General features: G+C 62.9%; 17 protein-coding genes. 9 read left to right on the forward strand and 8 right to left on the reverse strand.

Annotation, left to right across the window (positions count from 1 at the left end; genetic code table 11):
* Window positions 1–78: 78 nt before the first annotated feature.
* The 4 genes from BerOc1_RS13965 to BerOc1_RS13980 all read right to left on the reverse strand — a co-directional run bounded on the left by BerOc1_RS13965 (window position 79) and on the right by BerOc1_RS13980 (window position 5,304).
* Complete coding sequence (locus BerOc1_RS13965) at window positions 79–1,260, reverse strand: iron-containing alcohol dehydrogenase (protein ID WP_071546280.1); 1,182 nt, start codon at window positions 1,258–1,260, stop codon at window positions 79–81.
* A 363-nt stretch (window positions 1,261–1,623) separates the two neighbouring features.
* Window positions 1,624–2,967 carry a sigma-54-dependent transcriptional regulator gene (locus tag BerOc1_RS13970; protein ID WP_071546281.1) on the reverse strand — a complete coding sequence of 448 codons (1,344 nt, stop codon included), beginning with the start codon at window positions 2,965–2,967 and terminating at the stop codon, window positions 1,624–1,626.
* Complete coding sequence (locus tag BerOc1_RS13975; protein WP_071547129.1) at window positions 2,960–4,168, reverse strand: two-component system sensor histidine kinase NtrB; 1,209 nt, start codon at window positions 4,166–4,168, stop codon at window positions 2,960–2,962. The genes BerOc1_RS13970 and BerOc1_RS13975 overlap by 8 nt, the downstream gene beginning before the upstream one ends.
* Window positions 4,162–5,304 (reverse strand): iron-containing alcohol dehydrogenase, encoded by a 1,143-nt coding sequence (locus tag BerOc1_RS13980; RefSeq protein ID WP_071546282.1) that lies wholly within the window; start codon window positions 5,302–5,304, stop codon window positions 4,162–4,164. The genes BerOc1_RS13975 and BerOc1_RS13980 overlap by 7 nt, the downstream gene beginning before the upstream one ends.
* A 490-nt stretch (window positions 5,305–5,794) precedes the next feature.
* Between BerOc1_RS13980 and BerOc1_RS13985 the strand changes: the two genes are divergently transcribed.
* The 4 genes from BerOc1_RS13985 to BerOc1_RS14000 all read left to right on the forward strand — a co-directional run bounded on the left by BerOc1_RS13985 (window position 5,795) and on the right by BerOc1_RS14000 (window position 12,902).
* Window positions 5,795–7,933 carry a molybdopterin-containing oxidoreductase family protein gene (locus BerOc1_RS13985; RefSeq protein WP_071546283.1) on the forward strand — a complete coding sequence of 713 codons (2,139 nt, stop codon included), beginning with the start codon at window positions 5,795–5,797 and terminating at the stop codon, window positions 7,931–7,933.
* Window positions 7,934–8,109: 176 nt separating this feature from the next.
* The gene (locus tag BerOc1_RS13990) at window positions 8,110–8,688 is read left to right on the forward strand and encodes a TetR/AcrR family transcriptional regulator (protein WP_071546284.1); all 579 of its coding nucleotides are present in this window, start codon (window positions 8,110–8,112) and stop codon (window positions 8,686–8,688) included.
* A 57-nt stretch (window positions 8,689–8,745) separates the two neighbouring features.
* Complete coding sequence (locus BerOc1_RS13995) at window positions 8,746–9,864, forward strand: efflux RND transporter periplasmic adaptor subunit (protein WP_242653008.1); 1,119 nt, start codon at window positions 8,746–8,748, stop codon at window positions 9,862–9,864.
* Window positions 9,861–12,902, forward strand: coding sequence for an efflux RND transporter permease subunit (locus BerOc1_RS14000; protein ID WP_071546285.1), 3,042 nt, complete (start codon window positions 9,861–9,863; stop codon window positions 12,900–12,902). Before BerOc1_RS13995 ends, BerOc1_RS14000 begins: the two co-directional genes overlap by 4 nt.
* A gap of 147 nt (window positions 12,903–13,049) precedes the next feature.
* Here BerOc1_RS14000 and BerOc1_RS14005 read toward each other — a convergent pair whose 3' ends face one another.
* Window positions 13,050–13,271, reverse strand: coding sequence for a Nif11-like leader peptide family natural product precursor (locus BerOc1_RS14005; RefSeq protein WP_071546286.1), 222 nt, complete (start codon window positions 13,269–13,271; stop codon window positions 13,050–13,052).
* A 327-nt stretch (window positions 13,272–13,598) separates the two neighbouring features.
* Here BerOc1_RS14005 and BerOc1_RS19150 point away from each other — a divergent pair, with 327 nt between their 5' ends.
* Window positions 13,599–14,210, forward strand: a complete 612-nt coding sequence (locus BerOc1_RS19150) for a LamG domain-containing protein (RefSeq protein WP_165610824.1) — start codon at window positions 13,599–13,601, stop codon at window positions 14,208–14,210.
* 176 nt (window positions 14,211–14,386) lie between these two features.
* Here the strand turns inward: BerOc1_RS19150 and BerOc1_RS18710 are convergent, their stop codons facing one another.
* Genes BerOc1_RS18710 through BerOc1_RS14025 form a run of 3 tightly spaced genes read right to left on the reverse strand, consistent with a single transcriptional unit; the run spans window position 14,387 to window position 18,215 of the window.
* A complete protein-coding gene (locus BerOc1_RS18710) occupies window positions 14,387–16,096 on the reverse strand; it encodes a cytochrome b/b6 domain-containing protein (protein WP_129586542.1) in 1,710 nt (569 codons plus the stop codon).
* 56 nt (window positions 16,097–16,152) lie between these two features.
* Window positions 16,153–16,632 (reverse strand): cytochrome c3 family protein, encoded by a 480-nt coding sequence (locus tag BerOc1_RS14020; RefSeq protein WP_084641569.1) that lies wholly within the window; start codon window positions 16,630–16,632, stop codon window positions 16,153–16,155.
* 11 nt (window positions 16,633–16,643) lie between these two features.
* Entirely contained in the window at window positions 16,644–18,215 is a 1,572-nt protein-coding gene (locus BerOc1_RS14025) for a flavocytochrome c (RefSeq protein ID WP_084641572.1), read from the reverse strand.
* 254 nt (window positions 18,216–18,469) lie between these two features.
* On the opposite strand from BerOc1_RS14025, the gene BerOc1_RS14030 reads away from it, so the two are divergent.
* The 4 genes from BerOc1_RS14030 (at window position 18,470) to BerOc1_RS14045 (ending at window position 24,656) form a co-directional block, all read left to right on the forward strand.
* Window positions 18,470–20,041: a sigma-54 interaction domain-containing protein gene (locus BerOc1_RS14030; RefSeq protein WP_165610825.1), complete on the forward strand. Its 1,572-nt coding sequence runs from the start codon at window positions 18,470–18,472 to the stop codon at window positions 20,039–20,041.
* A 660-nt stretch (window positions 20,042–20,701) separates the two neighbouring features.
* Complete coding sequence (locus BerOc1_RS14035; RefSeq protein ID WP_207503311.1) at window positions 20,702–21,895, forward strand: diaminopropionate ammonia-lyase; 1,194 nt, start codon at window positions 20,702–20,704, stop codon at window positions 21,893–21,895.
* A 104-nt stretch (window positions 21,896–21,999) separates the two neighbouring features.
* Window positions 22,000–23,328 (forward strand): dihydroorotase, encoded by a 1,329-nt coding sequence (locus BerOc1_RS14040; RefSeq protein WP_071546290.1) that lies wholly within the window; start codon window positions 22,000–22,002, stop codon window positions 23,326–23,328.
* Window positions 23,325–24,656, forward strand: coding sequence for an amidohydrolase family protein (locus BerOc1_RS14045; RefSeq protein WP_071546291.1), 1,332 nt, complete (start codon window positions 23,325–23,327; stop codon window positions 24,654–24,656). Before BerOc1_RS14040 ends, BerOc1_RS14045 begins: the two co-directional genes overlap by 4 nt.
* Window positions 24,657–24,659: the final 3 nt, after the last annotated feature.

A 24,659-nucleotide genomic window follows, 5' to 3' on the forward strand; every position in this document is an offset into this window, starting at 1 on the left:
GTGTGCGGCCGCCCGAATATGGGGAGGTCTTCCGAACAGGGGCGGAGCCGAAGCCCCGCCCCCATTGGAAGGGAGGACCTACATTGCTGCTTCGTAGATGGCCATGACGTCCATGTCCTTGGGGCAGCGGGGGTTGGTCAGGCCGCAGGCGTCCTTCTGGGCGTTCTCGGTCATGATCTTGATGTCCTTGATCTTGACATCCTTGCCGTAACGCTTGCCCAGCTCGACCAGGCCGGCGGGGATGCCGACGTCGGAGGAGAGCTGCTTGATGGCGTCGAGGCACAGTTCGGCGGCGTCGCGCTTGCTCATGCCGGCGATGTTCTGGTCCATCATCTCGGCCATTTCGGCGAACCGCTCGACGCGGGCGATGAGGTTGAACTTCTCGACGTGGGGCAGGAGGATGGCGTTGCATTCGCCGTGCGGCAGGTCGTAGAAGCCGCCCAGCTGGTGGGCCATGGCGTGGACGTGGCCGAGGCTGGCGTTGTTGAAGGCCATGCCGGCCAGGTACTGGGCGTAGCACATGCCTTCGCGGGCCTCGATGTCGGAGCCGTTGGCCACGGCGCGGCGCAGGAACTTGAAGATAAGGCGGATGGCCTTTTCGGCGCAGGCGTCGGTCATCGGGGTGGCGATGGTGGAAACATAGGCCTCCACGGCGTGGGTCAGGGCGTCCATGCCGGTGGCGGCGGTCAGCGCCGGGGGCATGCCCATCATCAGCAGCGGGTCGTCCAGGGCGATGCCCGGGGTGACACGCCAGTCGACGATGGCCATCTTCACCTTGCGGGAGGTGTCGGTGATGATGCAGAAGCGGGTCATCTCGGACGCGGTGCCGGCGGTGGTGTTCACGGCGACGTAGGGGGGCATGGGGTTGGTGGACTTGTCCACGCCTTCGTAGTCGTGGATCTTGCCGCCGTTGGCCACGACCAGGCCGATGCCCTTGCCGCAGTCATGGGAGGAGCCGCCGCCCAGGGTGATCAGGGAGTCGCACTTGTTGTCCTTGTAGACCTTCACGCCGTCGTGGACGTTCTTGTCCGTGGGGTTGGGAATGGTCTCGTCGTACACCACGCAGCTCATCTTATGGCTCTTGAGCAGGTCGACGATCTGCTGGGTGATGCCGCAGGCGGTGATGCCTTTGTCAGTCACGAGCAGCGGTTTTTTGCTGCCCAGGGCCTTGATCTTGGCCGGGATCTCCTTGTGGGCGCCGATGCCGATAAGGGTCACGCTGGGAATGAAAAAGCCATTAACTTGTTCGGTAACTGCCATAATGTTCCGTCCTTGTGGTTGAGGGTGACTGAACTAGGGACAAGTGCCTGCCACATCGTTGTGACGTCATTCCCTTGAGCAAGGACCGGGCCATTCAAGTTATAATCATTATAATAGTACGTTAGGTAGATTCTCCCAAATGGGCCTTTGTGACCCTTCTGCCTTCATTTTTGGGTCAGCGTGACCCCGGGAGGTGGGGGAGGGCGGTCAAATCCTGCTATTTTGACAGGTTACAGTGTGTATCCTTTTGACACACGAAAACAGGCCGAATGGGTCAAAATATCAGGGCACGAGCGCATATAAAAAAACCGTTATGATAACGGTTTTTCGGATCTGTGCATAGTATAATGTGAGGGAAGGGGGCTACCCCAGTCCGAACTTCTCGATCTTCCGGTATAGGGTCTTCCTGCCGATGCCCAGGGCCCTGGCCGCCTGGAGTCGGTTGCCGTCGTAGAACTGCAGGGCGCGCTGGATGTGCTGGCGCTCCAGCTCCTCCAGGGAGAAGACGGTGCCCTCGCCCTGGTCGGCCACGTGCTCGACCAGTTCCCGGGGCAGGGCCTGGATGGTGATCACACCGCCTTCGGCCAGGATGATGCTCCGCTCGAGCACGTTGCGCAGCTCGCGGATGTTGCCGGGCCAGTCGTACTGCGTCAGGCACTGCACGGCCTTGTCGGTGATGGTCAGCCGCTCCCGGCGCATGGCGATGCTCATGCGGCCGAGGAAGTGCTCCACCAGCAGCGGGATGTCCTCCTTGCGCTGGCAAAGGGGCGGGACCGGGATGTTGAAGACGTTGATGCGGTGGTACAGGGCCTCGTTGAACCGCCCGGCCTCGACCTCCTCGGCCAGGTTGCGGCTGGTGGCGAACAGGAAGCGGATGTCCACGTGGCGCTCGTTCTTCTCGCCCATGCGGCGGTACATCTTGGCCTCGAGCACCCGGAGCAGCCCGCCCTGGACCTCCAGGGGCAGCTCGCCGATCTCGTCCAGGAAAAGGGTGCCGGTATCGGCGTAGGTCATCAGGCCGTCGCGGTTTTCCGTGGCCCCGGTGAAGGAGCCGCGCGTGTGCCCGAACAGTTCGCTGCGCATCAGCTCCTTCTGCAGGGTGGCGCAGTTCTTGACGATGAACGGCCGCTCGCTGCGTTCGCTGTGCTCCTGGATGGTGTGGGCCACCACGTCCTTGCCCACTCCGCTTTCGCCGGTGATGAGCACGGCCACGTCGGTGGGGGCGACCCTGCCGATGAGGTATTTTATCTGTTTGATGGGCGCGGAGTTGCCCACCAGCTTGGAGGCGGGCAGGGTCTGCTTGGAATGGCGGAAGCTGCGGTTCTCGCGCTGCAGGCAGACCCGCTGGTAGGCCCGCTCGATGACCATCTCCACCCGGTCGAGGTGAAAGGGCTTGGTCACGTAGTCGTAGGCCCCGATGCGCATGGCCTCGACCGCGTTGTCGATGTTGCCGTGGCCGGTGATCAGGATGACCTCGATGTCCGGGTAGGCGGTCTTGAACTTGACGAGCATGTCCAGGCCGTCGCCGTCCGGCAGGCGGATGTCCGAGACCACCACGTCGTAGTGGCCCTTGGCGAATTTCTCCAGCCCGATGGTGGCCGAGGGAGCCGTGTCCACGGTCCGCTCCTCGGTGCTCAGTTCGTGCTGGAGCAGACGGAGGATGGATTCCTCGTCGTCGATGACCAGGACCTTGTAGCCGTTAGCCATGGCGGCCTCGTTTGCCGATGGGCAGGGTGACCGAGAAACATGTGCCGGTGCCGAGCTCGCTGTTGACCGTGATCTCCCCGCCGTGGTCCTGGACGATGTGGTAGCAGGTGGCCAGGCCGATGCCGATGCCCTTGCCCACGGGCTTGGTGGTGAAGAACGGTTCGAAGAGCTTGTCCAGGTTCTTTTCCGGGATGCCGCAGCCGGTGTCGCTGACGGCCATGCGCACGCCGCCCTCGTGGAGACAGGTGGACACGCACAGTTCCCCCTCCTCGCCGATGGCGTCCACCGCGTTGGTCAGCAGGTTCAGGGCGACCTGCTTGAGCTGCGCCTCGTCGCCGTAGATCATGGGCAGGGTCTCGGCCAGGGACATGGAGACCTTGAGCTTCGGGTGGTTTTTGAAATGGTGCTGCAGGATGCGGATGGTGTCCTTGACCACGCGGTTGACGCTGACCTGGGTGAAGTCGGCCACCATGGGGCGGCTGAAGGTCAGCAGGGTCTGGACTATCTTCTGGCAGCGCGAACACTCCTTGAGGATGGTGTCCGTGTATTCCTTGAAATCCTCGTAGAGCTCGTCGTCCACGACGTTTTCCAGCCGGGGGAGGCGGCGCTTGAGCCCCTCGGCGAAACCGGCCACCGCGGCCAGCGGATTGTTGACCTCGTGGGCCACGCCCGCGGCCAGCATGCCGGTGGTGGCCATCTTCTCGGCCTGATAGAACTTGGCCTGGTATTCCTTTTCCATGGTCACGTCCCGCTTGAAGATCAGCACCCTGTGCTGGGGCAGGTGGGGATTCTTCAGGGGGGCCGCGACCATCTGGAACTGGCGGTTGCGCCCGCCGATGCGGAAGATGGCCGTCTCCCGGCAGACCGTGTCCGTGCTCAGGGACCGGAAGGCCGGGCATTCGTGGCACGGGTAGTTGGTGTGCCGGAAGACCTCGTAGCAGTACCGGCCGATGGGGTTGATGCCCGGAAAGAGCTCCAGGAAGACATGGTTGACCGAGATGATCTCCAGGTTCTCGGAGAGGACCATCATGACGTCGGTGATGCCTTCGAGGATGGCCGCGATCTCGAGGCGCTGGTCCTCGGACTCCCGGTGGCTGGCGGTCAGCTTCTCGATGCTCTGGCGCAGTTCCTGGAAAAAGTTGAGCTTGCTGTGCTCAATGCCCATGAGGTCTTCGAGTGTGGTCTTCGCGGTGCTCACCATGCGGCCTCGCATATGCTCATCAGGTCCTTGCAGGTCGCCTCCCGGGGGTTGGTCAGGGTGCAGGCGTCGGGCAGGGCCTTGTGGCAGAGCAGTTCCAGTTCGCTGTCGTCGGGCAGGATGTCGTTCAGGCGGCAGGTGGCCCCCAGGTCCAGGAACAGCTGTTCCAGGTACTCGATGCCCTTCATGGCCTGCTTTTCCTCGGACCGGCACTGCACGCCGGTTATCTGGAAGCCCACGCGGGCCAGCTTCTTGGGCCGGGACATGAGGTTGAAGCGCATGACCGAGGGGAGCAGCACGGGGTGGACCATGCCGTGCAGGACGTCGAACCGCCCGCCGATGGAGTGGGCCAGGGAGTGGGCGATGCCCAGGCCCGCGTTGCTGAAGGCCATGCCCGCGGCCGTGCTGGCGATGCTCAGGTTCTTGAGCGCCTCCGGGGACTTGGAGTCCACCGCCTCGCGGACGTTTTCCATGAACAGCTGGATGGCCTGCATGGACTGGGGCTCGGTGAACGGCGAGGCCATCCGGGAGACGTAGGACTCCACGGCGTGGGCCAGGGCGTCCACGGCAGACGCGGCGATCAGTTCCCGACTCTTGGTCATCAGGATCATGGGGTCGATGATGGACAGGTTGGGCACCAGCGAACGGCTGATGATGGACATCTTCACCTGGCGCTCCACGTCGGTGATGATGCAGAACTGGGAGACGTCCGACCCGCTGCCCGCAGTGGAGGGAATGAAGATCATGGGCGGCAGGGGGCGCATGATCTTGTTGGCGCCCTCGTAGTCCCTGATCCGCCCGCCGTTGCCCACGATGGTGGAGATGCCCTTGGCAGCGTCGATGGGGCTGCCCCCGCCGATGCCGACGATGACGTCCGCGCCGTTCTCCACGTACAGTTCGGCCCCCTTGTGGACCTGCACGTCGCGGGGATTGGAACTGACCTCGTTGAAATAGACGCACTCGATGGAGTCCTTGCGCAGGAGATCCATGACGACCTCGACCCAGCCCGCCCGTTCGACACCGGGGTCGCTGACCAGCAGGACGCGCTTGGCCCCCAGGCGCCGGGCGCAGGGCGCAAGGTACTTTATGCTGCCGTTGCCGAAGATGACTTCCGGAATGGCGAATTTTGTGATGAGCATGACATCTCCGCACGTAATTGTAGTGTGCTCAAGCGTACTCAGTTTCCTCTAATTTAGGCAAGCCCTTTGCCGAGGTTCTCATTTTTGCACCAGCCACGCGGCCCGGCCCGCGCGGCGCAATGGTGAGCTCCCGGGAAATCGGTCGGTTGCGTCCCTTTTTTCGCCACGCCCCGCTTCGGGCGGCTCGGCGGGCGGGCCGATGCGGCTGAGTGATTGTGCCCATGCATAGAAAAGAGATTTCTTTTTGTGATGATTATTCTTTTGATGAGTATGGTGTATGGACGAAACCGGGATGGGTGTCGAGCCTGACGCCATCCCGGGTATCGATGGCAGGCATGGCGGATTCTCTCCCCTGCGGCAAACGGCGCTTCCCGGGCGGGAAGGGCCGGGAGAGAGGATCTCCTATATAATATCAAACCGGACCGATTGCGGGCACACTGGTCCTCAAACGGACAACCGCAATGCTATACCGTTAGGGAAGGAGGCAAGTATGGCGAAGGCAACGATTACCCGATCCTCGTGCAGGGGCTGTCACGGCGTCTGCCAACTTCTCGTCCACCAGGACGAGACCGGCCGGATCGTCAAGATCACCGGCGACAAGGACAGCCCGACCAGCCAGGGGTTCATCTGCCCCAAGGGCGCGCGGGCGGCCGACACCCTGTACCATCCGGACCGGATCACCCGGCCGATGCTGCGCGAAAAGGGGCGCGGCGAGGCGGCGTGGCGGGCCATAGAATGGGACGAGGCCCTGGACCTGATGGAGAGCCATTTCAAGCGGATCATCGACGAGCACGGTCCGGAATACATCGCCATCGCGCAGGGCACAGGGCGGCCCTACACGGAGTTCACGCCGCGCTTCTGCAACGCGCTCGGCTCCCCGAACCACGTTTCGCCCGCGCACAACTGCTACGTGCCCCGGAACATCTGCGCCGGAATGACCATGGGCTGGTTCCCCCAGCCGGACATCTACGGCCGTTCCGGGACCATGCCGCGCTGCGTCATGGTCTTCGGCAGCAACATCATGGAGTCCGGGGGCGAGGGCGGCTATTGCGGCAAGATGGTCACCAAGGCCCTGGACCAGGCGGACAAGACCATCATCATCGACCCCCGGCGGATCAAGGCCTGCGAGGGCAGCGACTACCACCTGGCGCTTCGGCCCGGTTCGGAGTGCGCGCTCATGCTCGGCATGCTCCACGCGGTCATCGTCAACGAGGCCTACGACAAGGACTTCGTCGAGAATCACTGCTTCGGCTTCGATAAGCTGCAGGCCCATATCCAGCCGTTCACGACCCGGTGGGCGCAGGAGATCACCGGCGTACCCGCCGAAATGATCGAGGAGGCGGCCCTGACCTTTGCCCGGACCGGGCCCTCGGCGCTGATCTGGGGCAACGGCATCGACGAGAGCGTGTCCGCGTTCCAGACCGCCCGGGCCGTGTACCTGCTGCTGGCCCTGTGCGGCAGCATCGACGCGCCCGGCGGCATGGTCCGCTGGGTGCCGCCCGCGAACCTGCGGCCCAAGTCCCACATGGTGGACCACTCGGTCCAGGGCGCGCAGTTCCTCTCCCCGGAGCAGCAGAAGAAGTGCATCAGCCCGTTCCCGCTCTGCCCCGGGGCGCATCCGCCGACCTTCTGGCAGGCCTGCGTGGACGGCAAGCCCTACAAGCCCAAGGCCATCTGGCTGATCGGCACCAACCCGATCATGACCCACACCCGGGGCGACGTGGTCCAGAGGGCCCTGCGCGACCACATGGAGTTCGTGGTCACGTCCGACTTCTTCATGACGCCCACGGCCGCCGTGTCCGACCTGGTCCTCCCGGCCGCCCACTGGCTCGAGCAGGAGGACGTGGTCTACTTCCACAAGATCTGGTGCGTGCTGTCGCGCAAGAAGCTGGCCCAGGTCGGCGAGACGCGCGACGACCGGGCGGTGATGCTCGAGATGGCCCACAGGCTGGGCCTTGACGAGGCCTTCCCCTGGAAGGACTGGGACGACTACCTGAAGTGGATCCTCGAGCCGTCGGGCATGACCTTCGAGGAGTTCGCCGAAAAGGACATCCTGTTCGGCGACATGGGATACCGGAAGTATGAAAAGGAAGGGTTCAAGACCCCCAGCGGCAAGTTCGAACTCTACTCCAACGTCATGGAGCACATGGGGCTGGATCCCCTGCCCGTGTACACGGAGCCGCCCCTGTCCCCGGTCTCCACGCCGGAACTGCTGGACGAGTATCCCTTCATCCTCATGACCGGCTGCAAGATCAAGGGGTTCTTCCACTCCGAAGGGCGCAACATCCCGGCTCTGCGCAAGCTCCACCCCGACCCGATGGTGGACATGCACCCCGAGGACGCCGCGGCGCTCGGCCTCGAGGCCGGGCAGATGGTCGAGGTGGCCACTCCGTACGGCAGACAGCGGTTCAAGCTGCACCCCGACGACCGCCTGCAACGGGGCGTGGTCCATGCCGAGCACGCCTGGTGGTTCCCGGAGCGGGAAGAACCCGACTTCGACTGCTTCACCAGCAACGCCAACCTGCTCTTCGGCAACGAGCACTTCGACCCCATCTCCGGGGCCCAACCCCTGAAGTGCCTGCTCTGCGCGGTGCAGCCGCTGTCGGACGCGGTGGAGAGCGCGGCCTGACGACGGGACAAAGGACGAAACACGGCCCGGCCGGCTTCCAGAGTCGGCCGGGCCTTCGATGAACCCGGGGGAACGGATTTTCCGGCCAAGGCAGTGAAGAAGAGGCGGCATGCCACCTGTCGCCAAATCTTAATCAGGTGATTGACAGCCGTTAATCGAATGATTAAAAATAGGGTATGACAAAACGGGAAAGCATATTGAAGGCGGCGGCCAAGCTCTTTGCCGACTACTCCTACGACATGGTCGGCATTCGGGACATAGCCAGGGAAGCGGACGTCAACAGCGCGATGATCTCATACTATTTTGGTGGGAAGAGCGGGCTGCACAGGGAGATTTTCGCCCGGTTCGTCCAGGTCGTGCTCGCCGTCGCCCGGGTGCACCTGGAGCGCGCCGCCGACAGCCTTGATCTTTGCAACGGCACGTGCCGGGCCCTTCTGGACGTGGCCCGCAAGAACCGCGAGGTATTTCTGGTCGGGCTGCGTTCGATGAACAGGGACCTCGAGTGGCTCAAGGACGACCAGGAGTGGCTCAGGGAGAAGAGCGACGAGTATTTCGCCGGATTTCTCGCCAGGACCGGGCGCAGGGAAAAGATGCCCCAGACGCAGCGGCTCATATTCGACGGGGTCATGGGGATGCTCTTCTCCGACTACCTCCTCGGCGGCGGCGACAATATTAATGATGATGAATCATTGGATAAGTATGCGGAAACCATAACGCAGATACTGAGCTACGGACTGCCCTCGCTGGTGGAGTAATTTTTTTTTGGCCTGTATTAATCAAGTGATTGATTAATTCCATACTTGGGAGAGAAAATGATGAAAAATATTGTTTTGATATTGGCGTTGACCATCTTTGTGGCCGGTTGCGGAGACGGCGAGAAGGTCGTCAAGCCCGAGGCGGTGCGCCCTGTGCGGGTGTTCACCACGGACGGGACCGTCCAATTGGATTCACGGACCTACCCCGGCAAGGTGAAGGCCTCCAAGGAGGCGACCCTAGCCTTTCGCCTGTCCGGCGAAGTGGTGGAATTGAAGGTCAACGAGGGCGATTTCGTGCGCAAGGGCCAGCTGATCGCCATGCTGGACCAGCGGGACTACCGCGCCGCCGTGGCGGACTACGAGGCGCAATTGGTCGGCGCCCGGTCCACCCTGCGGGAGGCCAAGCTCAACATCCAGCGCAACAGCACCCTTCTTCAGGAAAAGATTGTCTCCCAGAGCACCTTCGATACGGCGCAAAGCAACTACGAGACCAGCCGGGCCAGAGTGCTTTCCCTGGAGCAGACCTTGCGCCGGGCGAAATTGAACCTTCTTTACACGGAATTGACCGCCCCCTTTGATGGGGTCGTCGCCAGAAGGTACATTTCGAACCATGAATTCGTTCAGGCCCAGGAGTCCATCGTCGATCTGGAAGACATCTCCTCCCTGGACATCGTCGTGGACGTGCCCGAAAACGTGTGGGTCCGGGCGTTCAGCGAAGGGGATAAGGAAAAATCCAGCAATATCGCAAGTTTCGAGTCTCTTCCCGGCAAAACGTTTCCGCTCCGTCTCAAGGAGTACCAGACCAACTCCGACCCCGGCACCCAGACCTACAAGGTGACCCTGACCATTGACGACGCGGAGGAATCCGGCGTGTATCCCGGCATGACAGCGGAGATCAGCGGGGTGATGCAGGGGCCGGGCGCGGACACCTCCGTCAGCGTCCCGTTTCACGCTATCGTCGGGGACGCCAAAGGGGAGAAGTACGTCTGGATCCTGAACAAGGACAACACGGTCAGCAAGCGCGAAGTGGTTCTGGGGCGGATTTCCGATCTGGGCATGGCCCTGGTGACTTCGGGGCTCACTCCCGGGGAGACCCTGGTGTCGGCCGGCGTGAACTATCTGCATGAAGGGCAGAAGGTGGAGACCCTGAAAGGGCGCATCGGAGGCCGTCAATGAACATTGCCGAGTATTCCATCAGAAAGAGCACGGTCACCCTTGTCCTGACCCTATGCTTTCTCGTTGGCGGCGTCGCGGCCTTCATGAACATGCCGAGGCTGGAAGACCCCGACTTCACCATCAAGGAAGCCCTGGTTATCACCAACTACCCCGGGGCGACACCCGAGGAAGTGGCCAACGAGGTCACCGACGTCATAGAAAGCGCCACCCAGCAGCTCGGGCAGCTGGACAAGGTGAGCTCCCAATCCAATCCCGGCCAGTCCATCGTCACGGTGGAAGTCAAGGAGAAGTACGACAAGGAGACCCTGCCCCAGGTCTGGGACGAACTGCGCCGCAAGATAAACGACGCGCAGGGCGAATTGCCTCCCGGAGCCGGACCGTCCCTGGTCGTGGACGATTTCAGCGACGTTTACGGCATTCTCCTGTCCATCAGCGGAGACGGGTACTCCACGCAGGACATTCAGGACTTCGCCAAGTACCTGCGCAAGCAACTCCTGCTCGTGGACAACGTGGCCAAGATCAGCCTTTGGGGCGAACAGCAGGAGAACGTGTATATCGAGATGTCCCGCGCCCGCATGAGCCGCATGGGCGTGACCATGGACGCCGTGACCGACACCCTGGCGCAGCGCAATCTCGTGGTCCCGGCGGGCAACGTGCGGGTGGGGCCCGAATACGTCCGCATCTCGCCGACGGGCGTCAAGCCCACGGTGAAGAGCCTCGGCGACCTGCTCATCGCCAATGCCGACGGGACCAACCTCGTGGCCCTCAAGGAGATCGCCGATATCAGCCGGGGGTATTCGGACACGCCCTCGCAGGTGATGCGCTTCGACGGCAAGCCGGCCGTGGCCATGGGCATTTCCATGATCTCCACGGGCAACGTGGTGGAGCTGGGAAAGGCCATCGACCAGCGGCTTGAGGAACTCCAGAGCATGACCCCGGTGGGCATGCACATCAATACGGTCTACTATCAGCCCAAACGGGTCGAGCAGGCCATCTCGTCCTTCACCCTCAACCTGGCCGAGGCCGTGGCCATCGTCATCGTGGTCCTGCTCCTGTTCATGGGGCTGCAGAGCGGCGTGCTCATCGGCGTGATCCTGCTGATCACCATCTGCGGATCGTTCATCTTCATCGAGATGGCCGGCGTGGCCCTTGAGCGCATCTCCCTGGGGGCGTTGATCATCGCCCTGGGCATGCTGGTGGACAACGCCATCGTGGTGGTCGAGGGCATCCTCATCCGCTATCAGGGGGGCGAGGACCGCGTTAAGGCCTGCGCCGACGTGGTGGATCAGAACATGTGGCCGCTGCTGGGCGCGACCGTCATCGCGATCATGGCCTTTGCCGGCATCGGCCTGAGCGAGGAGTCGGTCGGCGAGTTCTGCAACTCCCTGTTCATCGTCCTGTGCGTCTCCCTGTTCATGAGCTGGGTGACGGCGGTGACCGTGACCCCGCTTCTGTGCAAGCTGTTTCTCCATCCCAAGCCCCGCGGGGCCGAAGAGGATCCCTATGGCGGGGGCATCTTCCGCTTCTACAGGCGGTGCCTGGAGGCCTGCATGAGACACCGTCTGACGACGGTGGGGGTGCTCATCGGCATGCTGGCGGTATCGATCTACGGATTCGGCTTCGTCAAGCAGTCCTTTTTCCCGAACTCCACCCAACCGAGGTTCTTCCTCCACTACTGGCTGCCCCAGGGGAGCGATATCCGCCACACCAGCGAGCAGATATCCGAAATCGAGGCCATGCTCATGAAGGACGAGCGCGTCAAGTCGGTGGCGACCTTCGTGGGCGAGGGCGCGCCCCGCTTCATCCTCACCTATACTCCGGAGAAGACCAATTCGTCCTACGGGCTGTTGCTGGTCGAGGTCGAGAATTACGAGCAGGTCGATGCCGTCCTGGCCGAATACAGGGACAAGGTCGACAGGCAGTATCCGGACTCCGAGGCCAAATTCAAGAAGTTCCGCCTCGGACCGGGCCGGGACGCCCCCATCGAGGTCCGCTTCAGCGGCCCGGACACCAAGGTCCTGCGCGAACTCTCGCTTAAGGCCCAGAAGATCATGCACGCCTCCGGGAACGCCCGGTCCATACGCGACAACTGGCGTCAGCCCGTCAAGGTGATCCGGCCGGTCCTTTCCGAAACGCCGGCCAAGCGGGCGGGCATCACGCGTCCGGCCCTGGCCGACGCCCTGAACACCTTCTTCAACGGCACCCAGATCGGGGTGTACCGGGAGAACGACAATCTGCTTCCCATCGTCCTGCGTCCGCCGGCCGACGAGCGGAACAACGTGCATGAACTCGGCAACGTCCAGGTCTTCAGCCCGACGGCCGGGCGCATGATCCCCATGGAGGAGGTCGTCTCCGAGATGCGCACGGAAATGGACTTCGGCATTATCCGCTCCCGGAACCGCATGCTGACCATCACGGCCTCCTGTGACCCGATCGAGGGCTTGCCTTCGACGCTGCTCGCGGAATTGATGCCGCGCATCGAGGCGATAAAACTGCCGACGGGCTACTTCATGGAATGGGGCGGCGAATACGAGGATTCGAACGACGCGCAGCAGAGCCTGGCCAAGGGAGTCATCCTGCCCACGATCATCATGGTTCTGATGACGGTCCTGCTCTTCAACAAGATCCGCAATCCCCTCGTCATCTGGCTGACGGTCCCGCTGGCCATCATCGGCGTGACCGCCAGCCTGCTCGCCTCCGGCCAACCCTTCGGGTTCATGGCCCTGCTGGGTTTCCTGAGCCTGTCGGGCATGCTCATCAAGAACGCGATTGTCCTGCTCGATCAGATCATGCTGGAACTGATGAAAGGCAGGCCGCCGTACCTGGCCATCGTGGAGTCGGCGGTCAGCAGGATCAGGCCGGTGGCCATGGCCGCGGCCACGACCATACTGGGCATGCTCCCGCTCATGTTCGATCCGTTCTTCTCGGCCATGGCCGTGACCATCATGGGCGGCCTGATGTTCGCCACCATCCTGACGCTGATCGTGGTTCCCGTGCTCTTCGCCATGTTCCACCGGATCCGCAACCCGGGAGATTAACCGCTAAAAAAACGGCCGAGCCCCCAGGCCGTTCAATAGGAAAACGCCCCGCAGGGATATGTGTCCCTGCGGGGCGTTCGTTTTCAGAAAGCGGAGGTCGGATCGGACCGGCGCTCTGACGAAACTGTTTTGATATGCCGACCGTTGTTAGGTCCACCAGATCATGCGCGCGGGCGGGTTGCCGGTGCGCGTGAAGTCGTCGCCGTTCTCCTGGAGCACCTCGTCCAGTTCCTCGGCCGTGAAATCGTAACCGTCCTCTTTGGCGGTTTCCACGAAGGCTTCCTTGGTGGCGATGGCGTTGTATTTGGTCTTTACGGTCTTATCCTCACCGCCTGCGATCAGCAGGCGTTCCACTTCTTTCTTGGACATGGCGATGCTCCTTTGGGGCAACAAATTGGGGTATGGCGCTATTCGGATCGGAAGAGCCGACAAGCATGGACAAGTACAGGCATGAAGCCGGACTCGGACAATGAATCAACTTTAGCTTGGGGCCGATATCACCGTCAAGTATCCGTTTTAGTCCGGGATTCAAGTTTTTCAAAAGAGACGGTGGAGGGCGGGGCGATGCGGTCCGGGATTGCCGCCGCCACGGCGAAGGAATGCGGATGTTTGACAATGCGTCAAACAGTTGTTTACCTGCTTTGGAATATCGATTCCAAAATAGCGCGACGCGCTCAAGCGACGAGGACGGACTCCATGGCATCCGATAGATTTGTGTTCAGGCTCTCCAGCGTTTTTGGCCGGTTCGCCCTGCTCCTGCTTCTGGCGGCCTGCGCCACGCATCCGTTGGGCATGAGCGACGAGGAGTGGGACCGGCTCACGCCGGAACAGCGGCTCGAGGCGCGCAGGCAGGACGAGCGGAACGAACTGGAGCGGCGGCGGCTGCGTCTGGAAGAGGAGCGGCAAAGGGAGCAGGCGCAAGAGCAGCGCGACGTGGCCGAAGGCATGATCCTCTCCTTTCGCCCGGAACGGGCCTACTGTATGGGCGGGGACAAGTGCGGCCGCGATTCCTTCGACGAACTCATCCTGTCCTTGCAGCGCATGGCCGCGGTCGATCGGGTGCTCTTCTTTGCCGACGACAACATCGGAACAAAGCATGATGGCCTGGTCTCGGTCTACGCCGACGACGTGCTCGTCGCCCGCGACATCGACGTGAAGCGCAACGGGAAGTGGCATCAGGTCCTGGTCGGTCGCCCCGCGCGGAACATAACCCTGCGCGCCCAGGGCGACGACGAGGTTAGCGTTTATCAGGTCAAGGTGTACGGCAGCTGGCTTCAGGACGGCGCCGACTACCTGATCGTGCGATGAGCCGGGGGCCCGGAACGGGCCGCTCCCGAAATGCCCGTTTTCGGGCAGGGCCTCGGATCCCAAGCCGATCTGTCGCTCCATATGCCGATTGGGCGTCTGCCTCCGCCCGCGATGCGCCGGACAAGGCTGAGTGCGGCCCCCGCCGGGAAAGGCGGGAGCCGCTGCTTTGGTGAAGGTTAGCCGAAGTGACGGCCGGTAATCATCGCCTTGATCAATGAGAACGCGCGTTTTCCGGTTGTCGTCATGTAGACGTGCAGCAGGAGGAACGCGAGATAGCAGGCGGCCAGCACATAGTGGGCCGTGGCGAGGCCCCGGGGAGTGGCCCAGGGGACGACCCTGGCGGCCAGTTCGGGGACCAGCAGGAGCAGGCCCGAGCCCAGCATGACGAACATGCCCAGGCAGTACACCAGCAGGTAGGTCAGCTGTTGCACGGGATTCATGCGCTGGCTGGCGCTGACGTGATGGGGCTTGTCGTCGCCGCGGAAGATGCCGATCAGGTAGTAGTGGATCTGCCGCCAGAACCGGCGTCCCGTTCCCCGTTTGAACGGGATGTACTGGACGATGTCGCCGGAGAGCAGGCTGTAGAGCAGGAAGACCGCGAAGTTGGCCGTCAGCAGTCCGCCCGCCACGTCATGCACGTCCACGCTGAACTCCATGGGCAGGCTCAGCCAGCCGCCGGGGAAGTGGATGCTCAGGCCGGTGGCGAACAGTACCAGGAAGAGCAGCGCGTTGATCCAGTGGAGGATGCGCACCCACAGGGAGTATATCCGCTCTCCCGGAACATCCCTTTCGGCGGCCCCGCGTCCGGTGAAGACGCGCAGCAGGCCGTGCAGGACCAGGGCGGCCAGGACGGCCAGTAGGAAGAGGTTGGCCCTGCCGTCCAGCGCGGATGTCTGGCCCAGGCCGGGAACGTAGGCATCGCCGAAGGACCCGATGATTTCCCCTTCGGGGACGATCCGGTTGACAATGGCTCCGGTGGTGCCCGGGGCGATGTTCGCCTTTTGCATCTTGGCGATGAGTTCGGCGTCGTCGAAGAACCCCTTGCCCAGGAAGGCCCCTCCGCCGTTCCGGCTGTCCGTGTAGCCCGCGATGCGGGACACGAGAAGGGAGTCGTCCTTGTTGTGGCAGGCCGTGCAATCCCGTAGGGCCTTCTCCTTGGCCTGTATCTCGTGCACCTGCGCGTCGCCGTCCGCCGGGGTATGGCATTCGACGCACCGGACGCTGGCGAAGTGGCGGTCGCGGAAGGGGAGGAACTCGTGGGAGAGGTCCTGCGTGTAGACGGCCTTCCCGGTAAGTTCCTTGTAGTGGATGGCGCTGGTGTGGCAATCCACGCACGGCCGGTTGCTGTCCGCCACGGAGGCGGAATAGGAGTCCATGGCCGTCACTCGCCGCTGCGTGTGCGGGTTGTGGCAGTCCGTGCAGGTTATCTTGCTCCCCTGCTTTTCAAAGTGCCTGCTCTTGGCGATCTGTCGCCGGACGTGGTCGAAGGCCTTGTCATGGCAGTTCATGCACGAGGGCAGGGCCTCGCGATTCACGTTGTGCGGGATTTTTCCGAAGTCCTCGGGCGCGGCTTTGGGCGCGTGGCAGACCACGCATTCCATTCTTCCGTGGACGCTCCGGTCGTACCCGTTTTCCGGAATGTGGATGTCCAGCCCGGCGCCGCGCTCGGTGACGGCCCTAAGGTCCGCCTTGCCGTGGCAGCCGAGGCACGTGTCGCGCCGGACGCCGTCGGGAAACCGCGCCGGCGCGGGCGCGGCCGGTGTGTCGGCCGAGGCCCCGTCGGCGGATTGCGGCGCGCTTCCCCTTACGGATACAGGGGCCGGATCGCCGCCCCCCGTATCCGCCCAGGCGCTGCGCAGCGGGGCCGTGCAGACCATGAGCGCCATTACTACATATATACAATGACGGTACGTTTTCACAATTTCCTCCAGTACGGCATTCCCTACTTCTTGAACTTTTCGAAAGTGAAGCTATGACAATCGGAGCACAGCACCTTGGAGGGCTGGTGCTCCTTGTGGCAGGTCGTGCACGGCACGTTCGTGCCGTAGTGGGGCGCGCTGTGGGGATTGCGTTCCAGCTTGGCCGTGACCTGGGCCATCTGCTCCGGGGTGCCGTGGCAGCGGATGCAGTTGGTGTCGTCCGGAGGAGACGTGGGCGCTTCGCCGGAGTGGCACAACTGACAGTTGGTTCCGTTCTGGTGAATTTTCTTGTGATAGTCCTTGAGCGTGCGTTCGCCCAGCATGACGCGGACCGATTCCGCGAGTTGCGCCCCGGCGGAGGGGTTGTACCCCACCGCGTCGACGCTCTCGCCGTTGGGGCCGGTCTGGCCCTCGGGCGACTGCGAAAGGCCCTCGGTGGCGACGATTCCCCAGGCGGCGGCGCCGATGGCCAGGGTCGCGGCTAAGATCATCAAGCGTTTCATTCTCTTCCCCCTCAGCTTCGGGCCTTGTTTCTGGCCGCGTTTTTGCCGGCGATGGTGCCCATGACCAGCGTTTCTGCGATGGCGCAACTGCCCAGCCGGCTCTCGCCGTGGGTGCCTCCGGTGATTTCACCGGCAGCGTACAGCTTGGGAATGGGCTGGCCGGTCCGCATGTGGGTGACCTCGGCCCGGGGGTTGATGTTCACCCCGCCCTGGCAGAAGTGGACCTTGGGCCAGGCGCGCATGGCGTAGTAGGGCGGCTTGTCGAGGTACAGGGCGCGGTCGAAGCCGAAGATGGGCTTGCCGAATTCCTCGTCCTTGCCGTTGGCCACGAATTGCTTGAAACGGTCCACCTGCTCCTGAAGCGGCTTGAGGGGGATGCCGAAGTTGTTCGCCAGGGCTTCGAGGGAGTCGAATTTCCAGGCGACGCCTTCCTTGAGGGCGTATTTGACGGTGGGCGACTTGACCGTGCCGGGCTCGGAACAGAAGGCCACCGGATAATGGATGGTGCCGTCCGCTTCCTTGCAGTGCTTGAGCTGGGCGTCGGCGCGGGTCTTGCGGTCGGCGTTTTCATTGACAAAGCGCAGGCCGTCGCGGATGTCGACCATGATGCCGTAGGGGAAGGCCGCCTGCTGGTTGAATTGCGGGGCGTAGCCGAAGCCGCTTTCGTCCGGGGATGCCCAGGGGCCGAGTTGAAAGGACCCGGTGTTGACCGGGGCCGCGTTGACCTCGAGCAGGGCGTTGAAGGATTCGGCCGTGGCCCCGCGATGGTTGGTGCAGCCGACGCTTTCGTCCAGGCTCGGATTCTGCGTCTTCCTGAAGGCGATGTCGCTGCCGAACCCGCCGGTGCAGGCCACGAAGCCCCGGTTCACCTTGTACCGGCGCAGGGTGCCGGAGTTTTCGTCCGGAAAGTAGTAGTCCTCCCGGACGACGATGCCGGCGATGCCGCCGTCCATGTCCGTCAGGATCTCCTCCAGCTTGCAGCGGTTCTTGAAGATGGCCCCGAGGCTGATGCCGCCCTTCATCAGGGGAATGGTGATGTCGCCGCCGGTGAAGTGCTCGGTCTGGAAGGTGCGCTGGACCGAGTGGCCGCCGAACTGCAACAGGACGTCCTTCCACTTGACGCCGAATTCCCTGGTCATTTCGAAGGCCTCGGCCGTGCCCGCGCAGACGACGCGCAGCAGATCGACGTGGTTGGTGCCCCGGCCGCCCTTGAGCATGTCGGCCATCATCAGCTCGACGCTGTCGTTGATGCCTTTCTCCTTTTGCAGCGCGGAACCCGCCACGGCCATGGCGCCGCCGTTGATCGCCGAGTTGCCGCCGAATACCGACATCTTTTCGATGACCAGAGTGGAGGCGCCCTCCCTTCTGGCGGCGATGGCCGCGGCGCAGCCCGCGAAACCGCTGCCGGCGATGATGACGTCGAATTCGCGATCCCATTGGTCGGACGTCGACGGCGCGGCTTTCGCCTCGCTCGTTGCAATCTGGGACAACAGGGCCGAACCGGCGGCAAGACCAGCCACCTTCAGCATGTCACGACGGCCCATCGTATCGGGCTTGCCGTGTTGTTTGATCTTTCTACTCATGACCCTCCTCCGGGTACTGTGATGGGTTAAAAAACACTTGCGTCACACTCAAATGTTTCCAAAAAGCAACGAGTGTGCCATTTTGTAATAAACTGTAATTATAAGATAAATTTATATTCCGGCAATCGGATTGCGAGGGGCGGCAGTTGATTTGCGAAATATCGCAGTTGACTTGCGAAGTCACACAGTCAAAGAATACCAACGAAGTTGTTCGCAAATGGTTATGTGCAATGAAATATCAAATAGCAGATGAAATGAGCGACAGACTTTTCGAGAACATAGTCGACAAGGTGTGTTCGACCTTGGATTTGCAGCTGGCCATTACCCATCTGCAAAAGCTACTGGAAGCGCGGACCGATATCGAGGGCGTGTTCATCGGGCATCATGCGCCCGAGGAGAAGCAGGTCTACAGCCTGGTCTACGCGGGCAAATCCCATAGTGAGGAATGCCGCCAAAAACAACCCGTCCAGGACGCGCTGCACAACTACCTCCTGTCCAACAGGCGCAAGGAACTGAATATCGTCAACCGGCTCAACGAGTTCCCCGCCATGGCCATCACGCTTCCATCCTGCATTCCCACGAGCCATTCCCTCTACGAATGCCGCGTCCGGCTGGACGGAAGGCACATCGGGATGCTGGCCTTCCACACGCCCGGCCCGCACCTGTCCGACGCGACGCTCGACCTGCTCATGAAGATACGGGGCCCCATCGCCCTGAGCCTGGCCAACAAGCTGTCCGCACTGCGGGTGTGGTCCCACGATGAGCTCGGGGATTCCGCCGTGGCCCCTGAAAGCGGAGGCCACTTTGTCTGTCCCTCCAGTGCCATGCGGATGGTGTACAGGCTGTTGAGCGCCGTAGCGCCGACGGGTAACACCGTCCTGCTGACCGGAGAAACGGGTGTCGGGAAGGATGCGCTGGCACGACGTCTGCACGATCTCTCCCCCCGCAGGGCCGCCGGATTCGTCCACGTCAATTGCGGGAGCCTGCCGGAGTCATTGATCGAGTCCGAGCTTTTCGGCCATCAGAAAGGGGCCTTTACCGGCGCCGGCTCCGACCGTATCGGCCTCTTTGAGCAGGCGAACGGCGGCACCGTGTTCCTGGACGAGATCGGGGAGCTTCCCCCGGCCATGCAGACGCGCCTGTTGCAGGTGTTGCAGAACAAGACCATACGGCGGGTGGGCGGAAGCCGCGATGTGCCCCTCGATTTCCGGGTGGTGGCCGCCACCAACAACGACCTGGAGGCCATGTGCCGGGACGGCCGGTTCCGCCGGGATCTCTATTTCCGGCTCAACTGCATCAGGGTGGAGGTGCCGCCCTTGCGGCATAGAAGGGAAGACATCCCCGTGCTCGCCGAATACTTTGTCCGGAAAAAGGCACAGGAATATGGGTGGTCGGCCGCCCCGCCGATTGGATCGGACATGGACCGCCTGGTCCGCTACGACTGGCCGGGGAATGTGCGGGAACTGGAGAACTGTCTGGACCGCTCCCTGATCCTGAGTTGCGGCGCCCCTTTTCGCGTTCATCTGGACCCGCATTTCGCCGCCGATCGCGGACACGGCGCCTCCCGCGCGCACGTCCAGGACTCCTCCATGGCCGGGGAGGGGGATGCCTCCGGGCTCTCCCAGGGCGTGCCGACACTGGATGAATGTGTTCGAGACCACATGCTGGACGCCCTCCGCCGCTCCGGCGGCCGTATTCACGGAAAGGGAGGCGCGGCCGAACTCCTGGATGTGAATCCGAGCACCCTCCGTAGTCGACTGAAAAAAATGAATATTCCTTTCGGTAGGCAATTGCCTGGCGGCTTCGGCGGCCTTGCATCGGACTAAGGTCCGGTCGACCCGATCCTCTCGCCCACCATCCGCCGACCTCACCCGGGCGAGAGCCCCGGTGATCCCCGCCCCCCCGACTCCCCCTATCCAGTTCCTCCGCGTGTTCCCGCGAGGCTGTTCGAGACGAGCGGAACGGAGCAAATCCACCGAGTGTCCTTTCTACGGCACTCATGGAAGCGAAGTTCCTTTCCTTTCGGCTTTGCCGCTAACTACCTTGGCTTGGGAGGTTTTCTACCAGCCTTTTTGCCTGTTGCGGGCAGCGGAGGGACCGAGGAAGGGGAGCAGCAGTGTCTCGGCCATGCCGATAGCGTTGCGTAATGCAAATCGTGCTCTTGATGGCGGTATCAGCTGGTGGATAAATTTGCTAATTTTGTTAAAAATAGTATTTGATTGCTTTGTAATTTAGTCTGGTTTAACAAAATAGACGAAAATTTGCTGTAATTGTGCCTTGGCGTATTGACAGGTGAAGAGTTCGAGGGCTAAATGGGTTTAGCCAGACTAAATTAATTAAGTGAAGCTTGGCTCGGCAGCCGCCGCCTGGCCGCGCGATGAGCCGACAGGCGTCACTCCCTTCTCGGGCGTTTACGGGCGATCGCCGAATCCCGCTTGATCGAGCCTCCGCCGAGCCAATCACCGAATATACAGGGATGAGACAGAGTGAAAATACAGTGTTTGAAGAATGTGAAGCGGGACGTCTCCTCCTACGAGCCTAGGCTCATCGACGCCGGTCTTTTTGAGGAGGTCCAGGCGTTCCATGGCTCCATCGCGGGGTACCGAAAGAGCGCGCTGCATTCGCTCGTTTCGCTTGCCGGGTTCATGGGCGCGGGCTCCCTTTGGGTGAAGGACGAGTCCAGCCGCTTCGGCCTGAACTCCTTCAAGGCGCTGGGCGCCTCGTACGCCATCGGCAAGGCGCTGGCCCGGGAGTTGGGCGAACCGCTTTCCGCTCTTCCCTTCCCAGTGCTCAGGGAGCGCGTCCGCGAGCGGCTGCCGCATCTGAAGCTGCTGGCGGCCACCGACGGCAACCACGGCCGAGGCGTGGCCTGGATGGGCCGCCAGCTCGGGCTTCCGGTTTCCGTGTGGATGCCGAAAGGTACGACCGCGGCGCGGCTCGAACACATCAGAAGGGAAGGGGCCGAAGCCACGGTCACGGACCTGAACTACGACGAGACCGTCCGCCTTGTGGCGCGCAAGGGGGCCGAGAAGAACTGCCTGGTCATCCAGGATACCGCCTGGGAAGGCTACGAGGACGTGCCCCGCTGGATCATGCAGGGCTATTCGATCATCGCCCGGGAACTCTTCGACGACCTGGGGGAGGCCGTCCCCACCCATGTCTTCATCCAGGCGGGCGTGGGCGCTTTCGCGGGCACCATCGCCGAATCCCTGTACGCGCTCTACAAGGACCGATGCCCCAAGGTCGTCATCGTCGAGGCCGAAGCGGCCGACTGCTTTTACCAGAGCGCCCTCAAGGGCGAGGATGTGACCAAGACCGGGGATCTGACCACAATCATGGCCGGGCTCGCCTGCGGTGAGCAGAATCCCCTGGCCAACAAGATTCTCAAGCAACTGGCCTTCGGGTTCATCAGCGCCCCGGAGTGGGCCTCGGCCAATGGAATGCGTATCCTGGCCAACCCGCTCCCGGGCGATGCCCCGGTGGTCAGCGGCGAGTCGGGCGCCGTGGGCGCCGGGGTCCTGGAACGGATCATGCGCAATCCGGAGTACGCGGACTGCAAGGCGCTGCTGGAGCTGGACCAAGACTCCAAGGTCCTGGTCTTCAGCACCGAGGGCGACACCGACCCCGGCGTGTACCGGGACGTGGTCTGGTTCGGCAAATACAACGAGCCCATGGCCTAGGCGGGCGACGTGCGGCAAAGCGTGACAGTCGAAATTCGCGGGCGGCTCATCCTGCTCAAAAGCCATTCCGGCGGGAAAGGCGAGGGGGCCGGATCGTGAGCGCCATGGATCTCTCCATCGTCAACGGCTCCGTCTACAGGGAAGGGCGCTTCGAGCGGACCAACGTCCATATAAAGGACGGGGTCATCGCGGCCATTGCCGGGGATCTCCCGGAGGTCGAGTCCACCTTCGACGCGGCCGGGAAATGGGTCCTGCCCGGGCTGATCGATCCCCACGTCCATTTCAACCTGCGGGTGGGCGGCACGGTTTCGCGCGACGATTTCCGGACCGGCTCCATGTTGGCGGCCCTGGGCGGCGTGACCACAATCATCGATTTTCTGGACCCGGCGGACACCCTGGCCGGGATGCGGAACGCCTTCGAGGAAAGGAAGCGGGACGCGGCGGGTTGTCTCGTGGACTACGGCTTCCACCCGACCATCATGGGCTACAGGGACAACCTGCGGGAACTGGCCGACTTCGTGGTCTCCCAGGGCATGCCCTCGATCAAGCTGTTCACCACCTACGCCTCCACCAACCGGCGCACGGGCGACCGGCTCATCGCCGCCCTGTGCAAGGAGTCGGAGCGGGCGGGCTTTACCGTCCTGGTCCACGCCGAGAACGACGGTTTGGTTGACGAATCCACGGGTGCGCCGTTTTCCCAGCACGGCAGGCGGCGGCCGCCCCTGTCCGAGATCAGCGAGGTCGTCAAGCTGGCCCAGATCTGCGAGTATTCCGGCGGGTACTGCTACATCGTGCACACCAACTGCGGCACCACCGTGGCGAAGCTCAAGCAAGGGTTCGCCGAGCTGTTGCGGGAGGGCCGCTTTGCCATCGAGAGCTGTCCGCACTATTTTCTGTTCGACGATTCCCGCTACGCGGACCGACTGGGCTACCGCTACGTGATGACCCCGCCCCTGCGCCCGGCGGGCGAGAGGGAAAGGCTGGCCTCGCTCTTCGACGACGTGGACGTCATTGCCACGGACCACTGCCCGTATCCCGAAGAGGCCAAGGATCACGCCTGCCTGGACGACATCCCCAACGGCATCGAAGGGATTCCGTACACGCTGCCCGCCCTTTTCCCCCTGTTCGGGGAGCGGGTGATCGCCAAGATGACCCACGAGAGCGCCCGTCTGCACGGGCTGTATCCCCGAAAAGGGGTCCTGCGCGAGGGCAGCGACGGCGACGTGGTCATCTTCGATCCCGCCAGGTCCTATGTCTTTGACGGGAACATGCCCTGGCATCGCGCGTTGGGCCGGGACGGTTCCGTTTCCCCCTATGACGGGGTGCGGGCCCAGGGAGAGGTCGTCGCGACCTTCGTGCGCGGCCGGGCGGTCATGCGGGACGGCGAGGTCCTGGACCATCAGGGAACATTCATACCAAGGGGACGCCGATGAAAAATCTCGTCATCAACGTTTCGACGTACGACTTTCAGACCTATGCGGCGGATCGGTTCGTGCTCTTCGAAGAGGCCATCCTGGCCGTGGGACCCATGGCCGAGCTGGACGCCACGTTGGCCGGGCTGGGCGTGACCAGGGACGACTGCGCCGTGACCGACGGCAAGGGTGGGATTTTGCTTCCCGGCCTGGTGGCGGGGCACACGCACCTGTACTCCACCTTTGCCCGGGGCTGGCTGACCCCCTTTGATCCCGCCTCGTTCCAGGACGTGCTCGATCAGTTGTGGTGGAAGCTGGACCGCGCGCTGGGCCGCGAAGAGGTCTACCTGAGCGGCCTGGCCGGTGCCGGGGAATTTCTGAAGAACGGCGTGACCACGATCATCGACCACCACGCCAGCGGCCGGACGATCAAGGGCAGCCTCGACGCCCTCAAGCAGGGCGTGGTCGACGAGGGCGGCCTGCGGGCGCTGTTCTGCTTCGAGACCAGCGACCGTTTCGACGTGGACGAGTGCATCGAGGAGAACGTCTCCTTTCACGAAGCCCGGCGGTCCGACGGCCAGGGACGCTGCGGGGGCATGTTCGGCATGCACGCCTCGTCCAGCCTGTCCGACGACTCCCTGAAAAAGATCAGTGAGGCCTCCGGGGACATGCCCGTGCACGTCCATGTGGCCGAGAGCCGGGAAGACGTGGACCGGACCCGCGAGCGTTGCGGGAAGTCCATTGTCGAGCGTTTCGACGGCTTCGGGCTGCTGCGGGAAAAGAGCCTCATCGCCCACGGCGTGCACATGGAGGACGACGCGTTCGCGCTGCTCGCCGAGCGGGGGTGCTCCATGGTCTTCAACCCCACTTCGAACATGAACAACGGGGTCGGCCTGCCGCCCTTGGCCAAGGCCGTGGACAACGGCGTTCCCTGGCTGGTCGGCAACGACGGCCTGGGATTCAACATGAACCGGGATTACCAGAACCTGCTGTTCACCCACCAGCTCGCGCACGGGCCGGGCAGCTTCGACTGGGGCTGGCTCTTGGGGAGCATTACGAGGGGATACGGCTACGTGAACGATCTGCTGGGATGCCGGATCGGCCGTATTCAGGAAGGGTACGACGCGGACTTTTTCGTGGTTCCGTATGCCTCCATCACCCCCGTGAACCAGGATAATATTTTCGGGCATTTCTTTTTCGGCCTCCTGGACAACCTGTCGCCGTCGTTCCTGTGGACCGGCGGGCGGCTGCGTATCCGGGACGGCGCGTTGGCCGATGAGGCCGTCTACAGGCGCGGCGAGGCGCGCCGGGTCGCCGAACGGCTGTGGCGGGACATTTTGAAGGGGTAAAGG

Source organism: Pseudodesulfovibrio hydrargyri, from assembly GCF_001874525.1.
Lineage (GTDB): Bacteria > Desulfobacterota > Desulfovibrionia > Desulfovibrionales > Desulfovibrionaceae > Pseudodesulfovibrio > Pseudodesulfovibrio hydrargyri.

Excerpts from the sequence above, each read along its gene's own strand:
- BerOc1_RS14040 (WP_071546290.1), top strand. The coding sequence starts at position 22,000 with ATGGATCTCTCCATCGTCAACGGCTCCGTCTACAGGGAAGGGCGCTTC.
- BerOc1_RS13965 (WP_071546280.1), bottom strand. The coding sequence starts at position 1,260 with ATGGCAGTTACCGAACAAGTTAATGGCTTTTTCATTCCCAGCGTGACC.
- BerOc1_RS13995 (WP_242653008.1), top strand. The coding sequence starts at position 8,746 with ATGATGAAAAATATTGTTTTGATATTGGCGTTGACCATCTTTGTGGCC.
- BerOc1_RS13990 (WP_071546284.1), top strand. The coding sequence starts at position 8,110 with ATGACAAAACGGGAAAGCATATTGAAGGCGGCGGCCAAGCTCTTTGCC.
- BerOc1_RS14020 (WP_084641569.1), bottom strand. The coding sequence starts at position 16,632 with ATGAAACGCTTGATGATCTTAGCCGCGACCCTGGCCATCGGCGCCGCC.
- BerOc1_RS14000 (WP_071546285.1), top strand. The coding sequence starts at position 9,861 with ATGAACATTGCCGAGTATTCCATCAGAAAGAGCACGGTCACCCTTGTC.
- BerOc1_RS13980 (WP_071546282.1), bottom strand. The coding sequence starts at position 5,304 with ATGCTCATCACAAAATTCGCCATTCCGGAAGTCATCTTCGGCAACGGC.
- BerOc1_RS13975 (WP_071547129.1), bottom strand. The coding sequence starts at position 4,168 with ATGGTGAGCACCGCGAAGACCACACTCGAAGACCTCATGGGCATTGAG.
- BerOc1_RS13985 (WP_071546283.1), top strand. The coding sequence starts at position 5,795 with ATGGCGAAGGCAACGATTACCCGATCCTCGTGCAGGGGCTGTCACGGC.
- BerOc1_RS18710 (WP_129586542.1), bottom strand. The coding sequence starts at position 16,096 with ATGGCGCTCATGGTCTGCACGGCCCCGCTGCGCAGCGCCTGGGCGGAT.
- BerOc1_RS14045 (WP_071546291.1), top strand. The coding sequence starts at position 23,325 with ATGAAAAATCTCGTCATCAACGTTTCGACGTACGACTTTCAGACCTAT.
- BerOc1_RS19150 (WP_165610824.1), top strand. The coding sequence starts at position 13,599 with ATGGCATCCGATAGATTTGTGTTCAGGCTCTCCAGCGTTTTTGGCCGG.
- BerOc1_RS14030 (WP_165610825.1), top strand. The coding sequence starts at position 18,470 with ATGAGCGACAGACTTTTCGAGAACATAGTCGACAAGGTGTGTTCGACC.
- BerOc1_RS14025 (WP_084641572.1), bottom strand. The coding sequence starts at position 18,215 with ATGAGTAGAAAGATCAAACAACACGGCAAGCCCGATACGATGGGCCGT.
- BerOc1_RS14005 (WP_071546286.1), bottom strand. The coding sequence starts at position 13,271 with ATGTCCAAGAAAGAAGTGGAACGCCTGCTGATCGCAGGCGGTGAGGAT.
- BerOc1_RS13970 (WP_071546281.1), bottom strand. The coding sequence starts at position 2,967 with ATGGCTAACGGCTACAAGGTCCTGGTCATCGACGACGAGGAATCCATC.